This window comes from Niabella sp. CPT15-335-S11 (assembly GCF_058792415.1).
In genome coordinates this window covers 1-25240 of the sequence record NZ_JBYTEI010000008.1, presented here as the reverse complement: position 1 = coordinate 25240, position 25240 = coordinate 1, and the positions used below count along the sequence as shown (strand labels likewise).

Here is a 25240-nt window from a genome sequence, read left to right as displayed (position 1 = left end):
TGCGTGCCGCCGGCGTTAAATGCCTCCGGCAGCAAATCTTCCAGATACCGTTATTATTTCTCTCCAGGGAAATCCAAGATGCTATTGAACGCCAGTCTTCACCGATCTCGCGGCCTTTATCCGCTTGTACAAAAAGAAGAAAAAGTGAAAAACGGCAAATGCCACTGAAAAATAGAAAAGTCCTGTATCATCCACTTCCGGATCCATATGATGAGCGATAGCAACAACCAGAAGCACGAGTACCAATCCCAGTCCCGTATTCGCTACGATCCTGTAACTTTTCTCATTATGCGCATCTTTGTTCAGATGGCTGTTCCGGATACCAAAATAAAGGTAAATATCCAGGCCGATCATCATCCAGACGATGAGCCGGATCCAGGTATCAAAAGGCAGGAATGCCATCATGCCAAAACATACCACAACGCCCAGGATCGGCACAACCGGTACCCAGGGTGTCTTAAAGCCGCGTGGGGCATCCGGATTGTTCCGACGAAGAAGTAATACGCCAATGCTCACCAGGATGAAGGCAAAGAGTGTACCGATGCTGGTCATTTCACCAACCACACGCCCGGGAATAATTGCTGCGAACAGGCTCACCAGCAACATGAAAAAAAGATTAGACCGCGCCGGGGTTCTGAATTTGGGATGGACTGCAGAAAAAAACTTCGGTAATAATCCATCCTTGCTCATTGAATAAAATACGCGGCTTTGCCCCAACAGCATGACCAGGATCACGGAAGAATAGCCTAATAAAATTGCTATAATGATAGTTGTATTCAACCAGGGAAATGCAGGGATGATCTTACCTGTTGCATCTGCCAGACCCATATGTTCGATAGCAGTGGCTACTGGCGCCAGGTGATCGCTTGAATTGCCGGATGCAAACTCCGTATAGTGGGCTACGCCAACCATTACGTAGGCAAAAGCGATATATAGTATAGTACAGATCAGAAGGGAGCCCATGATGCCGATCGGCATCGCTTTTTTGGGGTTTTTGGTTTCCTGCGCGGCCGTGGAGACCGCATCAAACCCAATATAGGCGAAGAACACGATCGCGGCTGCCCGAATGATGCCCGACCATCCAAATTTCCCGAAGCTGCCCTCATTCTCCGGAATAAGCGGTTGCAGATTCTCGGGTCTTACGTATTTGAGGCCCACAAAAATGAAGACCAGTACAATAGAGACTTTTAGAATAACAATGATCGTATTCACAAAAGCCGATTCACTGGTTCCTTTAATCAGTACCAACGACATCAGCACAACGATAAATACGGCAGGGAGATTTAATATCCCATGCGTACCATCCAGCGCGGTATCAAAGGGGGTCATCATCAGGCTTTGAGGCAGGGCAACTCCAAATGTGGAAAACAGTTTACCCAGGTACCCCGACCAACTCGATGCTACCGTGGCGGCGCCTACCGCGTACTCCAGCACCAGGTCCCAGCCGATAATCCAGGCAATATACTCACCCATTGTGGCGTAGCTGTAGGTATATGCACTTCCGGCCACCGGTATCATGCTCGCGAATTCGGCATAGCATAAACCGGCAAAGCCACAGCCAACAGCAGCGATAATAAACGAGATCATGATGCCCGGCCCGGCATGGTTGGCCGCAGCCATTCCCGTGATCGAAAATAGTCCCGCCCCAATAATGGCGCCGATTCCAAGCGCAATCAACGACCAGGAAGTGAGCGTTTTTTTAAGTCCTTTTTCCGATTCTCCGGATTCGGCCAGCAATACGTCTAATGATTTCCTTACGAAAAGCCCCATGGATTCTGTTTTATCGTTCAAATATATTCCCGAAAAATAAAGAATTATGACAAAATTTTAAGAAAAGTTTTTTGAGCGGATAAAAAAGGCTGCAAACTAACACAAAATTGGATCTAAACGATTAGTTTTGGCGTTTACCGATCGTGTATGAATAAGCATAAAGCCGGCATCCTCGCAGTTTTCGTTTTTACAGTCGTTGCCGTCCTTCACGTTGTTCACTACGAATTCACGCCGCTCTCTCATCAGTTGCTTTTTATTTCAAGGTGGGTATTAATTGCATCGCTGATCTTATTTGCCTGGTTCAGGAAATCCCTGACTACCTGGATCCTGGTTTCGATGACGTTGGGCATTGAGATTGGCTTGGATTTTCCCGCTTTCTCCCAGAACCTCAAATTCCTGAGCACAATTTTTCTCCGGATGGTGAAAACGATCGTGGCGCCTTTGTTATTTTCAACACTGGTGGTAGGTATCGCCAGTCATAGCAATCTGAAACAGGTTGGGCGTATGGGATGGAAAAGCCTCTTGTACTTTGAAATCATTACAACATTCGCGCTCATCATCGGACTAATGTTCATCAACCTGACAAAAGCAGGGACGGGGATAGAAGTGCCCCCGGCATTACTGCATGAACTCCCGCAATCATCCGAGCGGATTATGCAGCATAAAGTCATAACGATACTGGACAGTGCTGGTTTGAAGATTCCGCAAGGGCTTGCTGAAAAATTGCCGGATCCATCGGCCAAAACCTGGCAGGATCATATTGTGGATATATTCCCGGAAAATTTTATCAAATCGATTTATGAGGGGAATGTTCTGCCTATTGTGGTTTTTAGTGTGATTTTTGGTATTTCTCTGGCGATGCTTTCCGATAACCGGAAAAAGCCCATGGTGGAGTTTACAGAAAGTCTCGCTGAAACAATGTTCAGATTTACCCATATTGTCATGTACTTTGCCCCATTTGGTGTGGGGGCAGCTATTTCCGTGACGGTTGGGCACCTGGGTATTGGAATTTTGAAGAATCTTGGATTGTTACTTATCACCTTGTACCTGGCGCTGATTGTATTTATCTTGTTTGTTCTTTTGCCAACAGCACTTTTCATCGCGCGGATACCCGTAAAGAATTTTATTGCGGCTATAAAGGAGCCGGTGTCTATCGCATTTGCTACAACCAGTTCGGATGCGGCGCTGCCTAAGGCATTGGAGAACATGGAACGATTTGGCGTACCCCGGAAGATTGTTTCCTTTGTGATACCCACCGGTTATACTTTTAATCTCGATGGGACGACCTTGTATCTTTCCCTGGCTTCAATATTTGTTGCACAGGCCGCGGGTATGCATCTGTCATTTGGGACTCAGCTCCTGATCGGTTTGACCCTGATGCTCACCAGCAAAGGTGTAGCTGCTGTTCCGAGAGCTTCGCTGGTCATTTTAATAGCCACAGCAAGTACTTTCGGGTTACCACTTTGGCCCATCATGGCCATTTATGGTATCGATGAGCTGATGGATATGGCAAGGACATCTGTAAATGTCATTGGGAATACGCTGGCTAGTTGTGTGGTGGCAAGGTGGGAAGGAGAATTTGATGATCAAAAAGCATTGGCGTTTGCTGATGTAGACTAAACAGGCCGGGTAAGACGGGAACTTGTTCGCGCGCTGGCCAAAATAATTTTTTTGAATGATTGAACTTTTATCAACATTTCATTGGACGCAGCTATTACAGCCGCAGTGGTATATCGAGAACGGAGGACTCTGGTTGCTCTTGTTTGTCGTTTTTGCGGAAACCGGACTTTTTGCAGGTTTTTTTCTGCCCGGCGACTCCCTGTTGTTTGTAGCCGGCATTTACGCCCATAAGATCGGGGAGGGGGCAAACTTAACGCCGGGACTGGCACATCAGTTTCTGAAACTGGTTGGCGTGGGGCACTTGCAGCATGAATGGGTGGACCTGACCGTATTGTGGGCACTCATCTCGGTCTGCGGAATTCTGGGCAATGAGCTTGGGTACTGGACGGGCAGAAAGGTGGGACCCGCCATGTATAATTGGCGCGATACCTTCTTTTTCAAAAAGAGGTATCTGCACCAGGCGCACGATTTTTACGAGAAGCATGGTGGTGGAGCGATCATAGTGGCCAGGTTCCTGCCGTTTATTCGGACCTTTGCACCTATAGTTGCCGGAATTGTTAAAATGGAAAAAAGCAAATTTTTGGTTTACAACATTGTGGGTTGTGTAGCCTGGGTTTTCACGATGTTGTTTTCAGGTCATTTTTTACAGAAATGGATACTTGCGGAGTTTGGGTTTGATCTAAAATCGCATTTGGAAATCATCGTGCTGGGCATTGTTTTGGTAACCACGCTGCCGGTTATTATTAAACTTATCACTTCAAAAAAGAAGGTCGAAGTGAAAAACGACTAGATCTGGTGGCCCGAAGTTTTTGCATAACATTTTTCGGCGCGAACAATGTCTTCCCGATAATGTGCAGGATTTTCACCAAAAGTTTTTAGCTTGCAGAAATGTTTGGCCCTGAACCGGACTACTTGAGCGCTACGCGAAATCGACAAAGTTTTTGTAGCATTCTCTATTTAGTGATAGAGCTGATGCCCGACTTCCTGGCTCCGTTCTGCCTCAGAACGAAGTTTATCTAAATACCGGATTATGTCCAGAGAGTTCACAGAAGAAGAAAAAGCCTTTATGAAATACTGGGAGGCCAACCGGTCCCGAAGGCATAAATTTTTTAAGCAGGCGCTGATAAGTCTCCCCTTAGGGATAATTATTGTTGTTGCCATTTTCCTGAATTTTTTTAGCGGCTGGTATAAACGGGCCAGCATGGTGGCAAATGCTGATCCATCCCTGTTTATCATTTTGTTTTTTTCAGGAATCCTGATTGTTGCGTTTTTAGCAGTATTCTCGTCTTACCATAGGTGGGATATGAATGAGAGCAGGTACAAAGAGCTGAAAGCCAGGGGGAATTCCCACCCAACAGCGAAAAAAAGCGATTAGAAAATTTGTTGTATCTTTAATAGTTAAATCTGAGCATCATGAAAAAGAGGGCGTTACTACCTGTGGTAGCCATATTGTTTGTAGTCGGACTTTCTGCCTGTTTGAAAGATAATAATTCACCAAAGTGTACAAATTATACGCTGGAGCAGGACAGGCACGTTATTGATTCATTTATTTCGAATACAGGCCAGGGCTACATCACCTTGCAGTCGGGCGGTTTTTATGCCGGCGTTCTGACTCAGGGAGCCGGGAGCAAGGCAGGCAGTGATTCGATAGTAAGTTACAAGTTAATTAAACGCTTATTGAACGGTACTCAGATCGATTCTGTCACCATTCCTGTTGCCGGACAACCCCAATCTTATACAATGAATAATTTTGTAAATTATCCGGTTGAATATTACATGTTATCTACTTTGAACAAAGGGGGAGTCATGAGGGTGATCATTCCTTCTTCTATGGCGTTTGGCTGTTCCGGTGGAGTCAATTCCCAAACCGGACAGGTCATTGTACCACCAAATTCACAATTACTTTATGATTACACGTTGTTGGACGTCAAAAGTCAATAAGAACATTAATCCTTTAAACAGAGCCCCGTATCTTACGGGGCTTTTTAATAACCCTCAGGGAATTTCATGCTGAAAATCAGAACCAATCCTTTATTTTTGGGCATGACCCGACAACAAATTGCTGAACTGATCCAGGCGCGGAGCTCTTACCTCTGTGTGGGACTGGATACCGATCTGACACGTATTCCCAAACATCTGCTTCAACAAAAAGATCCTGTTTTTGAATTCAACAAAGCCATCATAGACGCAACCAGGAATTATTGTGTTTCTTACAAGATCAACACAGCTTTTTATGAAGTGCAGGGCGCCCGTGGCTGGGAATCGATGGAGAAGACGGTAGATTATATTGGTCCGGATCATTTTAAAATTGCAGATGCTAAGCGGGGCGATATTGGAAATACATCTACCCAATATGCAAGGGCTTTTTTTGAAACCCTCGCATTCGATGCCATCACCGTAACACCTTACATGGGAAGCGACAGTATTCAGCCGTTTCTGGAATACGAAGGGAAATGGACTATTGTTCTCGGAATTACTTCTAATAAAGGCGCTTCAGACTTTGAATTGCAGACCTGCGGAGACCAGTTTTTGTTTGAAAAAGTGATCCGGACCGTATCAGGCTGGGGTACGCCTGAAAATCTCATGTTTGTGGCGGGAGCAACACAGGCAGATGTTTTTACGCGTCTCAGGCAGTGGATTCCCGACCATTTTCTGCTGGTGCCGGGGGTAGGCGCACAGGGTGGAAACCTGGAAGAGATCACGCGTAAAGCGATCAACCGCGATTGCGGCCTCCTGGTGAATGTCAGCCGGGACTTGTTGTATGCTTCAAATGATGAGACCTTTGCAGAAGCAGCAGGGAGCAGGGCTGCAGCTTACCAGCGCGAGATGCAGCGCTATCTTGACGCCCTATAATTTCAACGAAGCAGTGTAGCTGTCAGCGTATTGTGGTTATTATTTTATGACAGGAATCATCCATAAAAGATTTCGGAGTCATACTGTTTTGTTTCGATTCGGTTTACTTTTGCGACCGGAATTTACAGGAGTCTGCTTTCCTGGAATTCAGGGATTACCCCCGGAATAAAAACAACTGATTATGTTCAAAAAAATTCTCCAGTTGGTTGCACTAATGATGACAGTACTACATTTGTGGGGACAACCTATGCGGGCTGAAAAAGACACACTAAAAGAGAAAACTGCTTTCAAGAAGACTGTTACCATCTCGGGATTGTTACAACCCAGGTACACCGTTTCATTAACCCCCGGCGTAGATGTGAAAGGGATGCATTTTGATTCAGCGTCGAAAGCGGTTACAAACAGTTTTTCCGTTCGGCGGGCACGTGTTATGGTAGCTGCAAAAATCAATGACCATTTTGAAGCCTTGATCCTGTCCAATCTCTCAGAATTTGCAAATAATCCCGTTACCGGAAAAGTACTGGAGAATGCCTATGTCCGCTATACGCGGAATGAGCATTTCAAGATCATGGCTGGGCAGTTCAGACCGTTCATTGGGTTGGAGGATTATACACCGGTTGATTTTATCAGTTCACTGGATTTTACAAATGGATACTATGAATTTGGCAGGAACGGATGGCAGAGTTTTCAGATAGGCACAGCGGTCTATGGAGAAATAAAAAAGGGATTGAGGTATTACGCAGGAATACATAATGGAAACGGTCGCAACCAAAATACGGATAACGACAATCGTAAACATATTTACGGTCGTGTTGAAGCTGATCTCGCAAAAGGAATAACCATCGGAGCAAATGCAGGTTCAGGCGGATATCGGAAGGTCAGGGGAGATATGTTAGGGGCTGATATCAAAACGGTTTTTCAACTTGGGCAACGCTTTGAATTGAGGGTGAATGCGGAGTACAAGGAGGGAACAAATTTTGTTTACTACGACTCACTGAAAATTAAACCGGATGTTCATGATGTCCGCATCAGGAATTTTTATGTCGCACCCGTAGTGAAGTACGGCCTGAACCAATTTGGGGTAAAGAGTATTGAGGTTTCCAGTCGTTATGAATACCTGGCACAAAGCACCGGCTTTCGCTTAAATCCTTGCCAAACCCTGATTCCGATGCTGGGCTTCGAATTTGAAGACAAATATTCAGCCTGTTTACAGCTTGGCGCGGAGCTGACCGGTTTTAGAAACAACCTGCACGGCACAACGGCCTACTCGCGCAATATGATGGTTGCCCAATTACAGCTAAGGTTTTAATTTTATGTTAATTCCCATGGTTGCAGTCACACGGGGGGTTACTCATTCTATTTTTGGTGTATAAATTGAGTATTAGGCGTTGAATATTTTGGGAGCAAAGATTCAACCAAATAGTTTGATAGAAAATCGTCGTTTTTGTGAACTATCTGTCGCGAAATGGGGAGTATGCAAAGGCAGCGAGCGTAACAAAACATAAAAAATATACGAATGAAAAAAGTAGCAAAACTTTCAGTGGTGGCAGCAGCCATTTTTTTATTCGCCTGCAATAGCGGGTCTGAGGCTAAGGAAGCAACCAGCGATTCCGCGGCTGCAAATTCAGTGATTTCAAATCTGGATACGGCCACGGCACCCGGTCGGGGCGATACAACGCAGCATGAGAAAATTGGTGATACACTTAAAGCTGCCGCACATTCGGCAAAAAGTAAGATTGTTGAAGGGGCAACAACTATCAAAGAGGGTGCAAAGGAATTAGGGCAGGCGGCTGCTGAAAAGGCAAAAGTTGGCGCCACAGCAGTGAAGGATGAAGCGAAGAAAGTAGGGGAAGCCGTTAAAACGGGTGCAAAAGCCACCAAAGAAGCATTAAAGAAAGATTAATCAGGCGAGAATTACTTGCTTTAGCTCCCAGGTTGCTCCGGTAATCTGGGAGCTAATTTTATGGAATGAAATTTGACACCACTGGTAATTAAAACAGAGCCTGTGATGAAGAAACGTAATTTTTTTGTGGCCCTTCCGTTTGCAGTTTTGCTGTGGGTATCCTGCAATGGTGTAGATGATACACGCCGCGCCAATGCTGACTCGCTGCGGGCGGATTCCCTTTGGAAAGTGGCCATTGCCGACAGTATTAATCAGGCTCGGAACCATGGTGAGGCCTCGCATGGTGAAGATACGGGTCTGGGTAATGACCTGGAGTCTATTACCCGCGGAATGAAAGATGGCCTGAATCAGGTACAGTCTGGTCTCGACAAAGTGAAAAAGATAACCGAAGTGAGCGAGGGTACGAGAAAAACTGTCGCTGAAAGTATAAAAAAGACCAGGGACGCGGTGAATAAAACCGTTGATGAGGCCCGGAAAACGATACACGGCGAAAAGTAGCCTATCGGGATCGGGACCAGGCAGTCAACATAGTTCAATGAAAGCTTTGGAGTATTTGTAACGCTTGTTCCTGGAACAGCCGCAAAGCTTCTTGCTGATCGCATATAAATGGATTCTCCTCCAGCCTTCCCAGGACGCTTTCCATTTCCTGCGGGGAATCATATATCATATTCCTGAATACGTTCTTATAGTCCTTTTCACGGGATTCGTAAATTTTCCGGGTGATCCATTTCCTTGTTTCTATAGCATCCTCAATAAGTTGTTTTAACAGTTCAGGGCGGAGGTCTTCATAGGTTAGATTCATGAATTCCAGCAATGAATAAATGCCGTGCGCTATCCGGTCCCGGTTATAGTTCACAGATTGTTGCCGGTAAAATTCGTGCACCTGCGCCCAGCTGTTTATTTTTCCTGTTTTGATTTCTTCGAGGAACCCGGTCATTTCCTCTGCCGGGACCAGTTGTCCGCCCAGGTTGATCCATTGCTGCCGCTGTGTTTGCCGTGACAGTTCCCGCTGCAGTTGTTCTGCCGAGCTTATATTATTAATACTGATAAAGTCCAAAAGCCGGGAAGTGCCGTAGTAGGTCAGTAGTCTTGTATATGCATCGTACGCGTGCTGAACTTTAATGATATGGACAGGTCTCTCCGCGTTTTCAAACTCAGGAGCCAGTATGGCTAAATTATCAACATCTGGTGACCTATTATTCAGCAAATCTTTCCCTTTTTTCAGGAAGTCCGGATCCTCTCCCGGCAGATTATTTTCCCGGTAAAAGGCTCTTCCGGTGTAAAGCTGAAGCAATCGGATACCGGTAAAGGTTTCATTAATGGTATCGGGGGCCAGGAACCCGTATTCAAGGTACTGTAATTTGTGTGTTCTTTTGTCGCGCGCGCTGAACTTGTTTTCATTTCTCAGGATCGCATACATATTATACATCGGCCAGTAGGCGGGCATCACAATCAACTCTCCGGTATGTTCATCATTACTGACCAGCGAGAAGGGGAGGGGTATGTCCAGCTCGGCGGGATAATCACCTTTGGCTAATATGGTAAAGGAAGCGAACCTGGAATTATGTTTGATGCTTACACAAAGCCCCGGCCAGAATCCGCGCCCTGCAACCAGTTCACCGTCAGCTCCGCGCGAATTGTGATTGGAGCCGATCGTTGCACCTGCGGCCATATTCGTCTGGCCCATTAATAGCGATGCGCAAAGGAAGGAATTATTATGGTGTTGCTCGTGTGCCGGAAAGATCAGGGAGTTCAGTACTTCGCAGCAGGAAATGGTGGAGTTTTCAGCAAGATAGGAGTTGATCAGTCTGGCGCCGTATTTTAGCTGGGAGAAAGCGCCAAGATAGAATCGCACGGCTTTTACGCCGTAAAAAGAGCGACTGCCGTAGTCCATGATTCCATTAACCATTTCGCAGCCTTCTCCGATCTGGGATTTTGCATCCGGTCCGGAATTGATCGTCAGGTTTTTTAATTTATTGGCTCCCTTAATATATGCATCGCTACCGATTTTGACGTCTTTAATAATTTCGGTATTCTTAATAACTGTCCGCGTGCCAACTGTTCCGTAGTAACCCCGCTGCTGGTCGAATTTTTTTTCAGTGAAAGCTTTAAAGGCGTTCATCAGCCATTCATCTCCCCGGTATTTGCTCCACATCCATGCGTCTGCAGCGAGCATGCCGTCGAAGGGCAGCACTTTTCTACCGCCATTTTCGTTACAGAGTTCCATCCAGATCCTGACCTCCTCATCTTCTCCTGTCTTGACAATTCCATTTCCGAATTTGCTGTGAGAAGTAACAGACATTTCGTTAATATTTGTCAAAATCACTTCGTCGTCGATGATATAGTGGCTCAGGAATAACACATTACTGATGGCCACGTTGTTCCCGATATCGCAGCTCACGATCCGGCTCCGGTATAGACCCACAGCAGTCCTGAACTCGCTGAATTCAAGAAAATAAGGTTCCAGCCTTCCAATTCTGACCAGTCCGTAAAAAGTACATTCTTCGATCAGGTGGATATCCAGACCGTCTCTCACAAGGACTTTATCCCAGCGCTCGCAACGGTTTCCGTTGGCAGTCAGGATTGTAATCTCGGCTTTCGTGAGCGGCCGGTAGTCAGTAGAAGGATTCTGCTCAAATCGAAGGTGGTATTCATCCTGTCCTTCCGGCAAAAATTCTTTGGCTACAAAATCGAAGCCCAGTTCATCGATGCCATATCGCTTGATTTGGTTCATATAGTATTTATTCGGGGTCTGTGAGAATAGGGAGCTAGTTCCTAAAAATTCACTAAATGTTGACATTTATTATTCGACGGTGACGCTTTTTGCCAGGTTGCGTGGCTTGTCTACATCCAGTCCTTTCGCAGTGCCAATATAGTAGGATAGTAACTGCAGGGGTATCACGCTGAGCATCGGTGCAACAATTTCGTCAGCTTCGGGTACCGTGATAACGTCATCACTCAGTTCCTTACCAATAATATCACCTTCACTGATCACTGACAGCACCATACCTTTCCGGGCTTTGATCTCCTGTATATTGCTGATAATTTTTTCGTGATAGATATCGCGGGTGGCCACAAAGACCACGGGAAGTTTTTCATCCACCAGGGCGATGGGCCCGTGTTTCATTTCAGCTGCAGGATATCCTTCGGCGTGGATATAGGAAATTTCTTTCAGTTTCAACGCACCTTCGAGCGCTATCCCAAAATTGTATCCGCGCCCCAGGTACAGGAAGTCGCGGGCATCCTTGTATTTAAGGGCAATTTTTTTGATGCAGTCCTGATGATTCAGGATCCAGGCCACTTTTTCGGGGACGGCTTCAAGCTCAACGAGAAGTTTCAGATACCGGTCATTGGATATAGAGCCTTTCAGATAACCAACCTTCAGTGCGATCAGTGTCAGTACAGCCAGTTGTGCGGTGAAGGCTTTGGTTGACGCCACCCCTATTTCGCTGCCGGCATGCGTGTAAGCGCCAGCGTGCGAAATCCTGGCAATAGTTGAACCTACCACATTCACAACGCCGAAAATAATGGCGCCTTTTTCTTTTGCTTTTTCAATAGCAACAATGGTATCTGCGGTTTCGCCGCTCTGACTGATGGCAATGATGACATCACCTTTGTTGACTACCGGGTTCCTGTACCGGAACTCAGAAGCATATTCCACTTCCACATTAATACGGCAAAGTTCCTCAAAAATATACTCCGCCACCAAACCCGCATGCCAGCTGGTCCCGCAGGCGATGATCACTATGCGGTTGGCATTGATGATCTGTTCAGCAAATTGCTGTACGCCCGCCATAGTAATGGTTCCCGCGTCCGCGTCAAGCCGCCCGCGCATGCTATCGAAAATGGTCTGGGGTTGTTCAAAAATTTCTTTGAGCATGAAGTGGTCGAAGCCTCCTTTTTCAATGGCTGCCAGTTCCGTGTCCAATGTCTGCACATAAGGTGTGATCGTCTCATTGCCCAGGTTCTTCAGTATCAGTTCATCGGGTTTAACGATCGCAAGTTCGTAATCGTTTATATAGACCACTTCTTTGGTGTACTCAAGCATCGGAGAAGCATCTGAACCCAGGAAATGTTCATGCTTGCCAACGCCGATCACCAGCGGGCTTCCTTTGCGGGCAGCGATGATCGTGTCCTTGTCTTCAGTGTCTATCAACAATATTACGTAGGCGCCCGTCACTCTTTTCAGCGCAATTCGAAGTGCTTCTTCCAGCGTGCACTTATTTTGTAGCCAGATCTCTTCTATGAAATTCAGCAGTACTTCGGTATCGGTATCGCTTTTGAAATGATAACCCTTTTTGATCAGGTCATTTTTGAGCTGTGCGTAGTTTTCTATGATGCCATTGTGGATCATGGCAATCCGCCCGCTTGCGGAAAGGTGTGGGTGTGCGTTTTGGTCGTTCGGTTCACCGTGTGTAGCCCAGCGTGTATGACCGATACCTGTGTGCCCTTCCACATTTTGGGTTCCAATAAAATCTTCCAGGTCATTTACTTTACCCTTTTTCTTATAAATTTTCAGATTGCCGTTTTGCTGCAATGCCACCCCCGCGCTGTCGTATCCTCTGTATTCGAGTCTTTTCAGACCTTTCATAATCACGGGGTATGCTTGTCTTGTCCCGGTGTAACCAACTATTCCGCACATAATGAGCTATTTTTGAGGTTGCTAAATTAGTTCTTTTATTTTTTTGAACAATCGATTGCGCAGGCAGTTAAAACGGTCACTCGAAACTTAGCTCATCAAAACTAAGGAGTCTCCCGGTTGAACAAGCCGCCGTTACCCTGATTTGGAGTGATGACCGGCGACCGGGGCCACTCCTGATTCCTGATATTTTTAAAAAAACTATAACAGCGTACCTTCAAGTACCAGGTAAGCTACGCTAAAGTAGATAACAATTCCGGTGACATCTACCAGTGTGGCTACGAAGGGCGCTGAGCTGACGGCTGGGTCTTTACCAAGTCGTTTTAAAAGCAGGGGTAGCATACTACCCGAAAAGGTACCCCACATAACCACGCCAACCAGGGTAAGGGCAATAGTAATACCAAGTAAGATCCAGTGTTCGCCGTACAGGTTAGGAAACAGCAGGTGGTAAAGGAAAATTCTTAGAAAGCCAATAATTGCCAGCACCCCACCCAATAAAAATCCCGAAACGATTTCCCGCTTCATGACCGTCCACCAGTCTTTAATGGTAAGTTCGCCTACGGCCATAGCCTGTATGATCAGTGAAGATGCCTGTGATCCGCTGTTACCTCCACTACTAATGATCAAAGGTATGAAGAGAGCGAGTACTACGGCCCTTGCAATTTCGTCCTGAAAATAGGCCATCGCTGATGCCGTCAGCATTTCACCCAGGAACAGGGCTACAAGCCAAGGGAACCGTTTTTTGAATAGACGCATGATAGGAATATTCAGATAGGGTTCCTCAAATGCCTGTACCGCACCCATTTTTTGCATGTCCTCACTGAATTCTTCGCTGGCAACCCAGAAAATATCATCCATGGTGACGATCCCCAACAGTTTGTTTTCATCATTCACTACCGGAAGCGCAAACCGGTTATTCATTTTAAAGATCTCGCTGGCAGTCTCCTGGTCATCGTAGGGATTGAGCGTCATAATCCGCCTGTCCATCAGTTCTTCAACCTTTATATCCTGTGGGCTCAGTATAAATGTTCCAATCCGGATATCGTCCACCAATGTGCCATCCTGATCAATCACATAAATCTGGTTGATGGCTTCGCTGTTCTTTCCGTATTTCCGGATGATTTGAAAGACTTCGGCTACGGTGTTATGTGCGTACACATAAACGTAGTCGGGATTCATCAGCCGGCCGATACTGTTTTCCGGATATCCGAGCAGCGAAAGTGTAATCCTTCTTTCCTCCGGGTCCAGTAACTTGATGAGCTCCCGTACCACATCACCGGGTAATTCTTCCAGGAAATCAGTGCGGTCGTCATCGGCCAATTCATTCAGCAAAGCAGCGGTGGTGCTAGGTTTCAGGCTTTGGATAATATTTTTCTGATTCGCATGATCCAGCAGTTTAAAGACGTTCACCGCCCGGTGCATCGACATCTGTTCGATGATGAAACTCTCCTGTTCCGGGAACTCGTATATCAGATCTAAAATATCGGTGATGTTCTGATTATCGAGAAGTTTTTTCATTTCGGCATTATTCCCCTTGTCAAGGAGGGCCGTAAACTGATCTGCCAGGGTTGTTATTTCATCCTTCGGCTGCATTGGTCAAAAATACAAACTTAGGGTGAATAATTGGGCTTGTCTGCCTTCGGCAGGTGAACCTGCAGGGAGGGATGAGGTCTGTGACCGCAATCAGGTGGATAACTAATATTTAAGATCCGGGGTTCTTTTATTCAAAAAAGACTCTCACCGTTTGATAGAGCAACTGGTTTTGCATGATGATAGAAGACTGGCCTGCTTTTTCAGAATAGCCCTTCAATCCAAACAGTCCCGCTGCATTCCCTTTGTTGATCGCAATTTCGAGGTAACCCGCACTATTGAAAAGCGCGAGCTTTTCGCCTTCCCTGACGTCTGCGTAGGAATCGCTGATGCGGTCTATTACCTCATCTCTCTTAAATACGATCTTAAAATTCCGGCCTTTTCTTTCGTCCTCAAACTGCTGCCGGGTGATATTCACCACCACATTTTCAAAATGGTCGATGAAGATGATCTGCCCTTCGATGAAGTTTGGATCCACAATCGGCTGGATGGGGTTTTTCTCCAGAAACATAAAGTCAGGGATTCCCAAATGTTGGATTGACTCTCCATCCAGCACTCGCTGAACGGTCCTCGCCATGAGCTCAGTCAGGTTCAGCGTATTTTTAATAACACTTTTTTCAATAGGAATTCCCATAACCAGGTCGGGCTTTTCTTCCAGGATCATATTCAGCAATCCGTTGTCGGCACAAAGAATATATTGATTCCTGTGAAAGGCGAGCAGTATATGTTCCGGCGTTTTTTCAAAAAGGTTCAGCAGGATCAGGTGAAAAGTAAATTCAGGAAAATTTCTAAAGGCGCCCCTGCAAACATAGGAAGCCTGTGGCAGATTAAAAGGCGAAATATTATGGGAAATATCCACCAGTTGTATATCGGGATTCACTTGCAGCATCTGGGCTTTAATGGCGCCTACCAGGTAGTCTGTATGCCCAATATCTGATGTAAGTGTAACGATTGTCATTTGCGCCGAAAATACTGATTCTTGCCGTTGAAAAATTCCGATCCGTGATACTGCCTGTCTATTTGACTAATTCCTTATTCTTAAAATAAAATTTATGTACCAGTTTATCAGCCAGCGATGGCAGGAATTTATTCAGGAAAACCGTTTCCTTTCCTGTCATCGTGAGCACCAGCGTTCTCTTACGGTTCCTGACCGCCTTCAGCAAATGTTGCGCACATTCATCTGCAGGCATCAGCTTTCCTTCGTCCATCGGATTCTCCTGCTGTTTTTCACCATGACTGTTTAGCGCCCGGTCGCGAATACCGGAGGTGGTAAACCCAGGACTTACCCACATCACGTGAACGCCGTCATCATAAACTTCAGTTTTGAGCGCTTCGAGAAATCCCTGCAGTGCGAATTTGCTGGCCGAATAGGCAGTCCGGCCAGGCAATCCCCTGTATCCTGCGATGGAAGAGATCCCGACAATGGTGCCTTTGCTTTTGATAAGATAAGGTAGCGCGAATTTTGTGCAATAGACTGTGCCGAAAAAATTAATGTCCATCACCTTTCTGATCACGCTTAAATCCAGGTCGTTCAACAATCCGCGCATGCTGATACCCGCGTTATTGATCAGGATATCAATCCCGCCAAAAACTTTAACGGTGGAATCTATTAAACGTTTGCATTCGGCTTCATTGCTCACATCAGCCACCAGCGTATGCAGGGGCGAAGAGGGGTGAGTCGATTGTAATTCATAGAGTCGGTCATGATTGCGACCACAGGTCGAAACTTTGGCGCCTTCAGCAAGCAATTGGGTAACCAGTGCTCTGCCTATGCCGTCCGTGCCCCCCGTAACCACAACTACTTTATCTTTGTAATAACTGTTCATCAACGCTTAACGATTTATTAACGATAACAAACCTACTTATAAAAAATCAATATGCAAGTAAGTTTTCATTTAAAATCCGTGTTCGCGGCCATCTTAGAAGTTTGCGGCCCCAAAGTTATCGCATTTGTACTGGGCCTCACGGCTGTTATTTCTTCAGCTTCCGCGACTGACTCCTGGATCAGGATCAATCAACTTGGGTACCTGGAAAGAGATATTAAAGTAGCGGTACTCGTTACAAAGGGAAATGAGGGTTATGCATCGTTTGCCGTTCATGATGCACTCACGGGAAAGGTCGTTTATTCAGGTACGAAGATCAGGTCGTTCGGGGCCTACGCGGCTTTTTCAAAAGGTTACCGGCTGGATTTCTCTGGATTTACCCGGCCGGGAAAATACTTCCTGAAAGCAGGTGATACCCAATCCGCCGTATTCCGGATCGGCAATGATGTGTATGATGGCACGGCCGATTTTATCCTGCAGTATATGCGCCAGCAGCGCAGCAAATACAATCCCTTTCTAAAAGATAGCTGCCATACCCATGATGGGTTTATTGTATATCATCCTGATCGGACTAAGGATTCCACCAGGCTGGATGTTTCGGGCGGATGGCATGATGCTTCTGACTATCTGCAATACCTGCCCACTTCGGCCAACGCATGCTACCAGATGATGTTTGCCTACCAGATGAACCCCGGGAGTTTCCGTGATGAGTATGATGCCTGGGGAAATAAAGGCAGCAATGGTATCCCGGATATTATTGATGAGGCCAAGTGGGGGCTCGACTGGCTGATAAAAATGAACCCGGGGAAAGAAGAATATTATAACCAGCTCGCTGACGACCGCGATCACAGGGGGATGCGGCTGCCGACGAAAGACAGCGTGAAATACGCCACCAATCAGGGTTTGGCCCGGCCGGTTTATTTTATTACCGGGAAACCGCAAGGTGAAAAATATAAAAATAAGACAAAGGGGGTGGCTTCCTCTGCGGGCAAATTCGCGTCTGCCTTCGCGCTCGGCTCTGAGGTCATGAAAACCTGGTACCCTGAATTCGCGGCATCGCTGGTTCAGAAAGCAAAGGACGCATATGCTTTTGGAAAGAAATATCCGGGTAATACACAAACCATTTCGATGGTGTCACCTTATATCTATGCCGAAGACAATGACGTGGATGATATGGAATTGGCGGCGCTGACTCTTTACGGGATTGAAAAGAAGAGCCAGTACTTGCAGGAAGGTATTCAGTTTGCGCGCAAGGAACCTGTTACGCCCTGGATGGGGGCGGATACAGCCAATCATTATCAATGGTATCCTTTTGTAAACCTGGGTCATTATTTGGGCGCTACCGCAAAGAAATCCGGCAATGAAAAAGAGTACTTGTCCTTTATGAAAGAGGGTATCGAAAGGGTAAAAAACAGGGGCGCCAATAATCCTTTCCTGATGGGCGTGCCTTTCATTTGGTGTTCAAACAACCTGGTCGTTGCGATACTGACGCAGCTCAGTCTTTACAAAAGGCTGACGGGAAGCGGGGTGTACGACGAACAGGAAGCGGCCCTGCGTGACTGGTTGTTTGGCTGCAATCCCTGGGGTACGAGTATGATCTGCGATTTGCCGGAAAATGGGGTGGCCCCTAAGGATCCGCATTCTGCGTTCACCTATTTATATAAGTATAAGATTTCCGGAGGACTGGTTGATGGACCCGTTTACGGTACTATTTGGAACAGGTTGATCGGGATTAGGCTGTACGCACCCGACGAATTTGAGACTTTTCAGTCGCCGCTGGTTGTTTATCATGATGATTTTGGCGATTATTCCACCAATGAGCCGACCATGGACGGAACGGCCAGTCTGAGTTACTATTTATCGACCATGCAGGCGAGGGGCCAGGGGAAAGCAGTGGCAGCGGGATTTCAGAAAGATTCAGAGGGGGCAGTGGTCCGGTTTCCGGGCAATGGGAAAAAAGTTTACCTGCTTTTTTCCGCGCATGACCAGGGTGAAGGGGGCGAGACGATCGCCAGGGTATTGAAACAGCATCGTGTGAAGGCGAGTTTCTTTTTCACGGGTGATTTTTTGAGAAATTCTGGCTTCCGATCTACTATTAGTGAGCTAAAGAAACAACGGAACTACATCGGTGTTCATTCAGATAAACATTTGTTGTATGCCGATTGGACGCGGAGGGATTCCCTGCTGGTAAGCAGGCAGGAGTTTATTACTGATCTGGATCGGTCCCAGCAGGCATTACGTAAACTGAATCTGCCGGTAGGTAAATGGTTCCTGCCCCCTTACGAGTGGTATAATAAAGAGGTGGTAAAGTGGGCAACAGATAAGGGTTTGATCGTTATCAATTTTACACCCGGGACCGGCACCAATGCGGACTACACCTGGCCGGGAATGAGCAACTATAAAAGCAGTGATGAGCTGATGGCGCGGCTGTTTGAAAAAGAAAAGCAGGGTGGGTTGTCGGGGGACCTGATCCTGATACACCTGGGAACGGATGCCAGGCGTACGGATAAGTTCTACAACCGGCTGGGCGAGCTGATCGGGAGGTTAAAAGAGCTGGGATATTCGCTGGACCGGTTGCCATGACAACGAGAGATCGCCGTGATTTTTTTGAAATTACGGGGTAAAAGTTTGGTACAATTGCCGGATACTCCTATTTTTGCAATCCCAATTTTTAAGGGCATTGCCGGTGGGGTTTAATAGCCGGCATTTTGCGAAAAATGGGATACTTTTGAGATTGAAAAAGAAAGGAACGTTAGAAAGTTTATAGCGTTGAATAGTTTAGGTTGATTCCGTAGCTCAGTTGGTAGAGCACAACACTTTTAATGTTGGGGTCCTGGGTTCGAGCCCCAGCGGGATCACGAAGTGATCCAAAGCGATACGCGATAGCGTGTCGTTTTTTTTTGCGATAGCAAAACTGGGGACGAGAAGTTTATCCCGCCGTGGCGGGACCACATATTGGGGCAAGGCTATCATTTTTCATACTTTTGTTTAATCAAAGGTCATAAAACAAAACGGAAAATAAGTCCTTTTCACGCCTTGTAAGTCTTTTTCAGGAGCGAATAGCGCCAGAAGAAGGATTTCTGGCCGGATATGCTGCACTACTGTCTATGTGTGATTTGCCGGTACCCCTATGCTGGATAAGACAGTTGCGCTGATTGTACGATTCCTGGAACAAGGCAGCGGTAACTTGTCTGAACGGGCCAGGAACAAGGAATTTAATGCGCTGACTGCTGATGAAATAGTCCGGATCGAAGAAAAATACCGGGAAATATTCGGAGCTAAAATCAATCAATAGGGTATGCTAATTCCCTCACGCAAAACATGCACTTAAAAAGCGCGTTTTTCGGTATTGGGTTGCCTGTTTATACAAATCAATTTTGACGGCGTTTATTGCCGTTAAAAGTCATTAATGTAAACTGTGGATAATTGTGCATTGTGTTTATTGGACGCAGTTGAAGAAAATAAATAGACAAAACAAATTGTTAACGCAACCAAAGCATAAAATGAAAATTCGACACTGAACCTTTAGCGGCAAAAATAGGGATCATATAAACAAACAAGAATAATCGAATTGATGAGTTCATTTTTTACATTTAATAAGACAACAAGAAAATGGCACTTACCCATTGTTGCGGGTCTGACCGTCGGAATCCCAATGATAATTGGTTGGTACATTGGCAACATTGAAGCAGGAAAGTTAGCATCGTTAGCAGGGCTTTCGATTTTATACATTCAATCAGATAGATTAGACGAACGGATGATTTTGTTAATGGCCTGTTGCTTTGGAATTATGGCTTCTTATGCCGTTGGTTTGTTTTTTTCATTCAATCACAGGATAGCGCCCGTTGCACTGGGGCTTTTATCGTTTGGTATTCATTATTCATTGCACAAACTTCGACTCACAAGACCGCCGGGAAATTTCTTTTTTATCATGGTGGCTTCTACAGCCATTTGCACACCGTTTCACGCAGAAAGTATCCCGGCAAAAATTGGCTACCTAGCCATCGGGACAATTTTGACTTGCGGCATTGGGCTTGTTTACAGTTTGCTGACACTTGAAAAAAACGAAACAACAAGCACAAAACATCACCGTAAAGACATGCAGACAAACATTGTAGAGTCAATTGTATTCGGACTTTTTATATTCATTTCTTTGACAGTTGCTTTTGCGTTGGGCTTTGAAAGCCCGTATTGGATACCCATTTCGTGTCTTGCGGTTATGCAGGGAGGGAGTTCTAAACATACTTGGACAAGAGGAATACAGCGCATTATGGGAACATTGATAGGTTTGGGCTTAACCTGGCTGTTTGCTTACTCAAATCCGACACTTTTATTTATCGTAATCAGCATTACGTTGTTACAAGCTGTTGTAGAATTTTTAGTTGTTAGAAATTACGGCATCGCTGTTATATTCATAACAATTTTAACTATTTTCCTGGCAGAATCTGGTGGAAATTTTTTGCAAGACACGGACAAAGTTTTTCTAGCACGGTTATTTGACATTTTAATTGGAAGTGTAATTGGAATTATCGGTGGTTGGGTTTTGTATCACCAAAAGGTGCATTATTACTCAAAATTGCAGATGAGAAAGATGCGAATAAAAAAAATGAAGTTGGAACGGTTAGAAAAAATGAAGCTAGAACAACTAAATAGACAAAAAACCTAGAAACGCCAGACACTGTCTCATAAAGTGTGTAAGTTAAAAAACGAGTCTTACTGATTTGATTTTTTAACTTTAAACACAATATGAACAAATGAAAGCAGAAGATTTTTTATCCAACGACTTTTTGAAGCAGTTCAAGACAGGTGATCAACTCAATGATTTTCTGGCTAGTATCCAGAAGCGAGCGATTGAAAAGATGCTTGAGGGTGAACTGGATGACCACCTGGGCTATGAAAAGCATCAGCAAAGTGATAACCCCAATGCGCGTAATGGTCATGGCAGGAAGAAGATAAAGACCGGATATGGGGAAATGGATATCGAGGTGCCACGGGACCGGGAGGCCAGTTTTAATCCGATGTTGGTACCCAAACGAGAGAGCATGGTGGAAGGGCTGGAAGAGGTCATGGTGTCCATGTACGCCAAAGGGATGAGCGTATCGGACATCCAGGAGCACGTAAAAGATATCTATAAATTCGATGTATCCACCACCACTATCAGCCGGATCACCTCCCGTGTAGCAGAGGATATCATTGCCTGGCAGAACCGCCCGTTGGAAGCAGTGTACCCGATCGTATGGATGCCTGCCTGCCGGCAGGCAGGGACGGTATCGTCTTCAAGGTACGGGAGAACAGCAAAGTGGTCAACAAAACCGTTTATATTGCCGTAGGGCTCCGTACAGACGGCCTAAAGGAGGTGTTGGGCATGTGGCTGGGTAAGAATGAAACCTCAGCCTATTGGCTTGGTGTACTTACTGATTTAAAATCCCGCGGCCTACAGGATATCCTGATTACAGCCACCGATAACCTTAACGGCTTTACCACCACGATCAGGACGGTATTCCCTGAGTCCTCTACACAGATCTGTGTAGTACATCAAATCCGTAACAGCATGCGCTACGTGGTATGGAAGGACCGAAAAGAGTTTACCCCGGATATGAAGGAGATTTATCGTGCTCCGACCCGGGAAGCCGCAGCCCACGCCCTCAGCAACTTTGAACAGAAATGGGGTGGCAAGTACGCCTACGCTATCAGGAGCTGGAAAGATAACTGGGATGAACTTACCGTGTTTTTTGACTTCCCCATAGAAATCCGTCACATCATTTATACCACCAACCTGATCGAAAACCTCAATAGCAAGATCCGTAAATACACAAAAAACAAACTTTATTTTCCCAATGATGATGCAGTATTAAAATCAGTTTATCTGGCATTAAGGGAAGCCTCAAAAAAATGGACAATGCCAATAAGAAATTGGGGCATTGTCCTTAACCAGTTCTTAATTATTTTTGGTGATAGATTGAAAATATAATCTACGATATTTTTACCTCTATTTTTAACTTACACACTTAACGGGATACTCCCAAACGCCACTTTGGTGCCTGTACTGTACGAACGGATAGCAGGCGACAGCTCAAACGGAAACCAAGCGTCTCATTTTTCATTAGGTTCAGCCCGATGGGAAAGATAATCGTATAGTTAATAATTGTCCTTTGAAATTATACTTTATGCCTTCTTTACTCCGTGTTCCTACAGGATGTGTTTTGCTGAAATAGCCGGGGGTATTGCTGCCGTTGCGCCTGTCTCTTTTCAGCCGGACGTAAACAGAGTAAGCCCATCCCTATTGCACATCATAATTATTTACTAAGACCGAAAAAAGTATACAGGTTGTATAAAATGTCATAGTCGAATTTACTCTTTTGCTCTTCTGATATATATTCTGACGGATCAACCTTGGCTGCTTGCAAATGAAAACTAAGGAACCCACTTTGTGCTCCGATCTCCCGATATAGTAATATCGGGAAATTCTGATAAACTGTCGAAATAATATTTTCTATATCATCAATTGAGCGGTCATTTTCTTGCTCAATAAGGAAGGGGATTAGCCTTGGCAAAAAATCAACAAGTACGTCCCTAATAGTTGCCGATAATTCAACTGCTGATTTAGACTGTCCAAATTTTAATATGCCTTTATTGAATGCATAACTACAAACAACATCCATTAAATTCCAAAATTCAGTTCCTATAGAATAATAGCCAGATATCAAGTGGTCAACATAGCGAGTGGTAGGATGTTCTCCCTTAAATGTTGCGTAAAGCTCCATTTGCAATAAAGTGGTTAATGCGATTTCCTGATTGAAACCCATTGATTTCAGGTTTTCAAGGTGAACATTCGAAAATAAAGGCGTATGTTCTTGCAACAAAGGGTATATTACATGAAAATCTTGATTTAGCAGGAGAATTAGATGGTAAAGACTACGTTGATCATTGTCCAATTCTATGCGATACCTAAAAAAATCTTCTGCGGGTTGCTTCAGTTCCGGATGTATTTCCCAATGCCTGGCAAGTAAATTAGATTTAAAATTAAGAAAGTAAATATTTGTGCAAGAAAAGCTAAGACCATAGTCAATCCAATGAAGTGCAGAAATTATATCTCCCGTCTTTTCATAAGCTTCTGCGACCCAAAAAAGTCCGTTAATATTGCCTTGTAACAAATTGTTCTTGGCAGAAAGTACGCTATTAAAATATTTCAGGGCTTCTTCATATTTGCCGAAATCTTTTGCCAGTGTTACGCCTTTACTAAAAAGTGCTTCCTGAAGGTTGGGATTGATAGAAAGCGCTACATCATAGCAACGTAATTCTTCATCGAATTCCTCTTGGTGGCCGTAAGCTGTTCCTAAATTTTTCCAACAGGGTGCAAAGTTTGGGTCTTTATCAATACTGATTTTGTAGTTAATAATAGCAGAACTATAATCCCGTAGCTCACTTAACGTGTTCGCATAATTATAATAGATTATCGCTGATGAATTTGGAGTTAAATAACTTTTAAACAGATTACGAGCTTGAATGATTTTCCCTCTGTCGTTATCGCTAAATCCGTATTCAGCAAGAATACATGCTTTTAGTTGAAGTATATTTTCAGTTGATGAAATATTCGTCAAATTATTAACGATATTTAATGCCTCATGATAACGGTAAGTTTGATACAGGCTCCAAGCAAGCGCCAGATAAGTGTTATATTGACGGTTGCCACCATCAATAAGACGACGAAAGAGATAAACTGCATGTTCGTATTCGCGGTCATTGTAGGATTTCCATGCAGCTAATTCCCAATTGTCGTGAATCTTTGAAATATCGAAATCACCTATAAAAGACCTGTTACTGAATATCTGTTGCACATAACCTATTACGTTATTCCAATCAAGTTCTCTTAATACATTTTTGCGAGAAACATTAATCGTATATTCTTTTTGTCCTTTAGATAGGTCAATTCGTAGATTGTCAACCCACTCCCAATAAGCTTCTTGGCAGTCTTCTTCATATACTACTATCATAACAGGTTCCAGCCTTACTTTATAATAAGCGAGAGTGCTATGTTTTAAAGTTGCTTTAGCAAACGCCCCGCTACCTTTTGCATGTCCTTTTAACTGTATTGAAAAGTTTAATCCCGTAACCTGATTATTTACGGAAATTTCGACTTGGTAATCAATTCCATAGTCATTGTCAGGAATATTGAAATGCCACTCATCTGGAATCTGTTGTTCGAGAAATTTTTTCGCTTTGGTCTCAGTGATATGTGAATCTGGCCGTTTAGGGGTAGTCATAAAAAATAAAACGTAAATCTATTAAAGGTGATAATCTTCTCATTAATTAATAAGAATAAAAATTTGGACTGCGTCATTTTCAATCTAAACGATCATATTAGCTTATTCAAAACAAATCTTATTTGGAACAGTCCTATATAAAAAGAATCAATCATCGGGAATTTGAAGTTATTTTTTATTGATCCTAATTCCTTCAAAAAAATAGTCAATTATATATTTGTCAAACTCCAATAATGTTGAAATTCTTAAAATTCGCTCAATTCCTAGATCATTTAGATCGACAAGTACTTGGTGAATATTCTTTTCTTGCTTTATAAAATCATAACCCAGCCTTTTGTATCTTTTTTGAAATCATTCTGGGTAATCCAAACTCTCCTAGTTGGAATACAGTGCTAGGCAAAAACAACAAAAAGCCAAATAGACATTCGTCCTCCCGAACAAAAGTACAGCGATGCAAACAGCCGAAGTTTCAACGTCCAGCCCCACTTGCAGCAATACTTATGTTGGCGGTAGTTTTTCTATCTCACGGTAATAATGAGTCGTATAAACAACATATGACGGATATATGTGTTCAAAGAAAATTCTAAGAAACGAGCCATGTGATAGCCATCCTTCAAAATCATTTTGGTCTGGTGATGTTATTTTAACTCCTTGATTTTGGTGTGTAAAAATGCCATAGTCTTTTCCGAATTCTTTTGCTTTTGTAAGCTCCCCCGATGTTCGGCCAAAGAAATTAGAGTTATCAATTGTATGAATTGTTAACTTTAAATTTTGAAAA

At 44.5% G+C, this 25240-nt stretch carries 19 protein-coding genes, 1 tRNA gene and 1 pseudogene; 13 read left to right on the top strand and 8 right to left on the bottom strand.

Going from position 1 to position 25240, the window contains the following annotated elements; all coding sequences use genetic code 11:
- Window positions 1-81 precede the first annotated feature (81 nt).
- On the bottom strand, window positions 82-1770 hold the full coding sequence (locus AC3WS5_RS15285; RefSeq protein ID WP_492468273.1) for an amino acid permease: 1689 nt from the start codon (window positions 1768-1770) through the stop codon (window positions 82-84).
- 147 nt (window positions 1771-1917) lie between these two features.
- Between AC3WS5_RS15285 and AC3WS5_RS15280 the strand changes: the two genes are divergently transcribed.
- From AC3WS5_RS15280 to AC3WS5_RS15245, 8 genes are all read left to right on the top strand, one after another.
- On the top strand, window positions 1918-3390 hold the full coding sequence (locus AC3WS5_RS15280) for a dicarboxylate/amino acid:cation symporter (RefSeq protein ID WP_492468272.1): 1473 nt from the start codon (window positions 1918-1920) through the stop codon (window positions 3388-3390).
- Between the two features lie 55 nt (window positions 3391-3445).
- Window positions 3446-4180, top strand: coding sequence for a DedA family protein (locus tag AC3WS5_RS15275; protein WP_492468270.1), 735 nt, complete (start codon window positions 3446-3448; stop codon window positions 4178-4180).
- Window positions 4181-4420: 240 nt separating this feature from the next.
- Window positions 4421-4765, top strand: coding sequence for a hypothetical protein (locus AC3WS5_RS15270; RefSeq protein WP_492468269.1), 345 nt, complete (start codon window positions 4421-4423; stop codon window positions 4763-4765).
- A 38-nt stretch (window positions 4766-4803) separates the two neighbouring features.
- Window positions 4804-5331 carry an FKBP-type peptidyl-prolyl cis-trans isomerase gene (locus AC3WS5_RS15265; protein ID WP_492468268.1) on the top strand — a complete coding sequence of 176 codons (528 nt, stop codon included), beginning with the start codon at window positions 4804-4806 and terminating at the stop codon, window positions 5329-5331.
- Window positions 5332-5397: 66 nt separating this feature from the next.
- Window positions 5398-6243, top strand: coding sequence for an orotidine-5'-phosphate decarboxylase (pyrF, locus tag AC3WS5_RS15260; RefSeq protein ID WP_492468267.1), 846 nt, complete (start codon window positions 5398-5400; stop codon window positions 6241-6243).
- A gap of 181 nt (window positions 6244-6424) precedes the next feature.
- Window positions 6425-7552, top strand: coding sequence for a porin (locus tag AC3WS5_RS15255; RefSeq protein WP_492468266.1), 1128 nt, complete (start codon window positions 6425-6427; stop codon window positions 7550-7552).
- Between the two features lie 207 nt (window positions 7553-7759).
- Window positions 7760-8146 (top strand): hypothetical protein, encoded by a 387-nt coding sequence (locus AC3WS5_RS15250; RefSeq protein ID WP_492468265.1) that lies wholly within the window; start codon window positions 7760-7762, stop codon window positions 8144-8146.
- A 105-nt stretch (window positions 8147-8251) separates the two neighbouring features.
- Window positions 8252-8644 carry a hypothetical protein gene (locus tag AC3WS5_RS15245; RefSeq protein ID WP_492468264.1) on the top strand — a complete coding sequence of 131 codons (393 nt, stop codon included), beginning with the start codon at window positions 8252-8254 and terminating at the stop codon, window positions 8642-8644.
- 34 nt (window positions 8645-8678) lie between these two features.
- Here the strand turns inward: AC3WS5_RS15245 and AC3WS5_RS15240 are convergent, their stop codons facing one another.
- From AC3WS5_RS15240 to AC3WS5_RS15220, 5 genes are all read right to left on the bottom strand, one after another.
- Window positions 8679-10880, bottom strand: a complete 2202-nt coding sequence (locus tag AC3WS5_RS15240) for a DUF4954 family protein (RefSeq protein WP_492468263.1) — start codon at window positions 10878-10880, stop codon at window positions 8679-8681.
- A gap of 69 nt (window positions 10881-10949) precedes the next feature.
- Entirely contained in the window at window positions 10950-12788 is a 1839-nt protein-coding gene (glmS, locus tag AC3WS5_RS15235) for a glutamine--fructose-6-phosphate transaminase (isomerizing) (protein WP_492468262.1), read from the bottom strand.
- A 198-nt stretch (window positions 12789-12986) separates the two neighbouring features.
- On the bottom strand, window positions 12987-14378 hold the full coding sequence (gene mgtE, locus AC3WS5_RS15230) for a magnesium transporter (protein ID WP_492468261.1): 1392 nt from the start codon (window positions 14376-14378) through the stop codon (window positions 12987-12989).
- 127 nt (window positions 14379-14505) lie between these two features.
- A complete protein-coding gene (locus AC3WS5_RS15225) occupies window positions 14506-15333 on the bottom strand; it encodes an SAM hydrolase/SAM-dependent halogenase family protein (protein ID WP_492468260.1) in 828 nt (275 codons plus the stop codon).
- Between the two features lie 58 nt (window positions 15334-15391).
- A complete protein-coding gene (locus AC3WS5_RS15220) occupies window positions 15392-16201 on the bottom strand; it encodes an SDR family oxidoreductase (protein WP_492468259.1) in 810 nt (269 codons plus the stop codon).
- Window positions 16202-16252: 51 nt separating this feature from the next.
- On the opposite strand from AC3WS5_RS15220, the gene AC3WS5_RS15215 reads away from it, so the two are divergent.
- From AC3WS5_RS15215 to AC3WS5_RS15195, 5 genes and pseudogenes are all read left to right on the top strand, one after another.
- A complete protein-coding gene (locus tag AC3WS5_RS15215; RefSeq protein WP_492468258.1) occupies window positions 16253-18781 on the top strand; it encodes a bifunctional glycoside hydrolase family 9 protein/polysaccharide deacetylase in 2529 nt (842 codons plus the stop codon).
- A 202-nt stretch (window positions 18782-18983) separates the two neighbouring features.
- Window positions 18984-19056, top strand: a tRNA-Lys gene (locus AC3WS5_RS15210).
- Window positions 19057-19328: 272 nt separating this feature from the next.
- On the top strand, window positions 19329-19493 hold the full coding sequence (locus AC3WS5_RS15205) for a hypothetical protein (protein ID WP_492468257.1): 165 nt from the start codon (window positions 19329-19331) through the stop codon (window positions 19491-19493).
- 279 nt (window positions 19494-19772) lie between these two features.
- Window positions 19773-20864, top strand: a complete 1092-nt coding sequence (locus tag AC3WS5_RS15200) for an FUSC family protein (protein ID WP_492468256.1) — start codon at window positions 19773-19775, stop codon at window positions 20862-20864.
- An 88-nt stretch (window positions 20865-20952) separates the two neighbouring features.
- A pseudogene (locus AC3WS5_RS15195) lies at window positions 20953-22169 on the top strand (IS256 family transposase).
- A gap of 325 nt (window positions 22170-22494) precedes the next feature.
- Here the strand turns inward: AC3WS5_RS15195 and AC3WS5_RS15190 are convergent.
- Entirely contained in the window at window positions 22495-24462 is a 1968-nt protein-coding gene (locus AC3WS5_RS15190) for a DUF4365 domain-containing protein (protein WP_492468255.1), read from the bottom strand.
- A gap of 498 nt (window positions 24463-24960) precedes the next feature.
- The coding region (locus AC3WS5_RS15185; RefSeq protein ID WP_492468254.1) for a hypothetical protein at window positions 24961-25240 on the bottom strand (280 nt) is incomplete at its 5' end.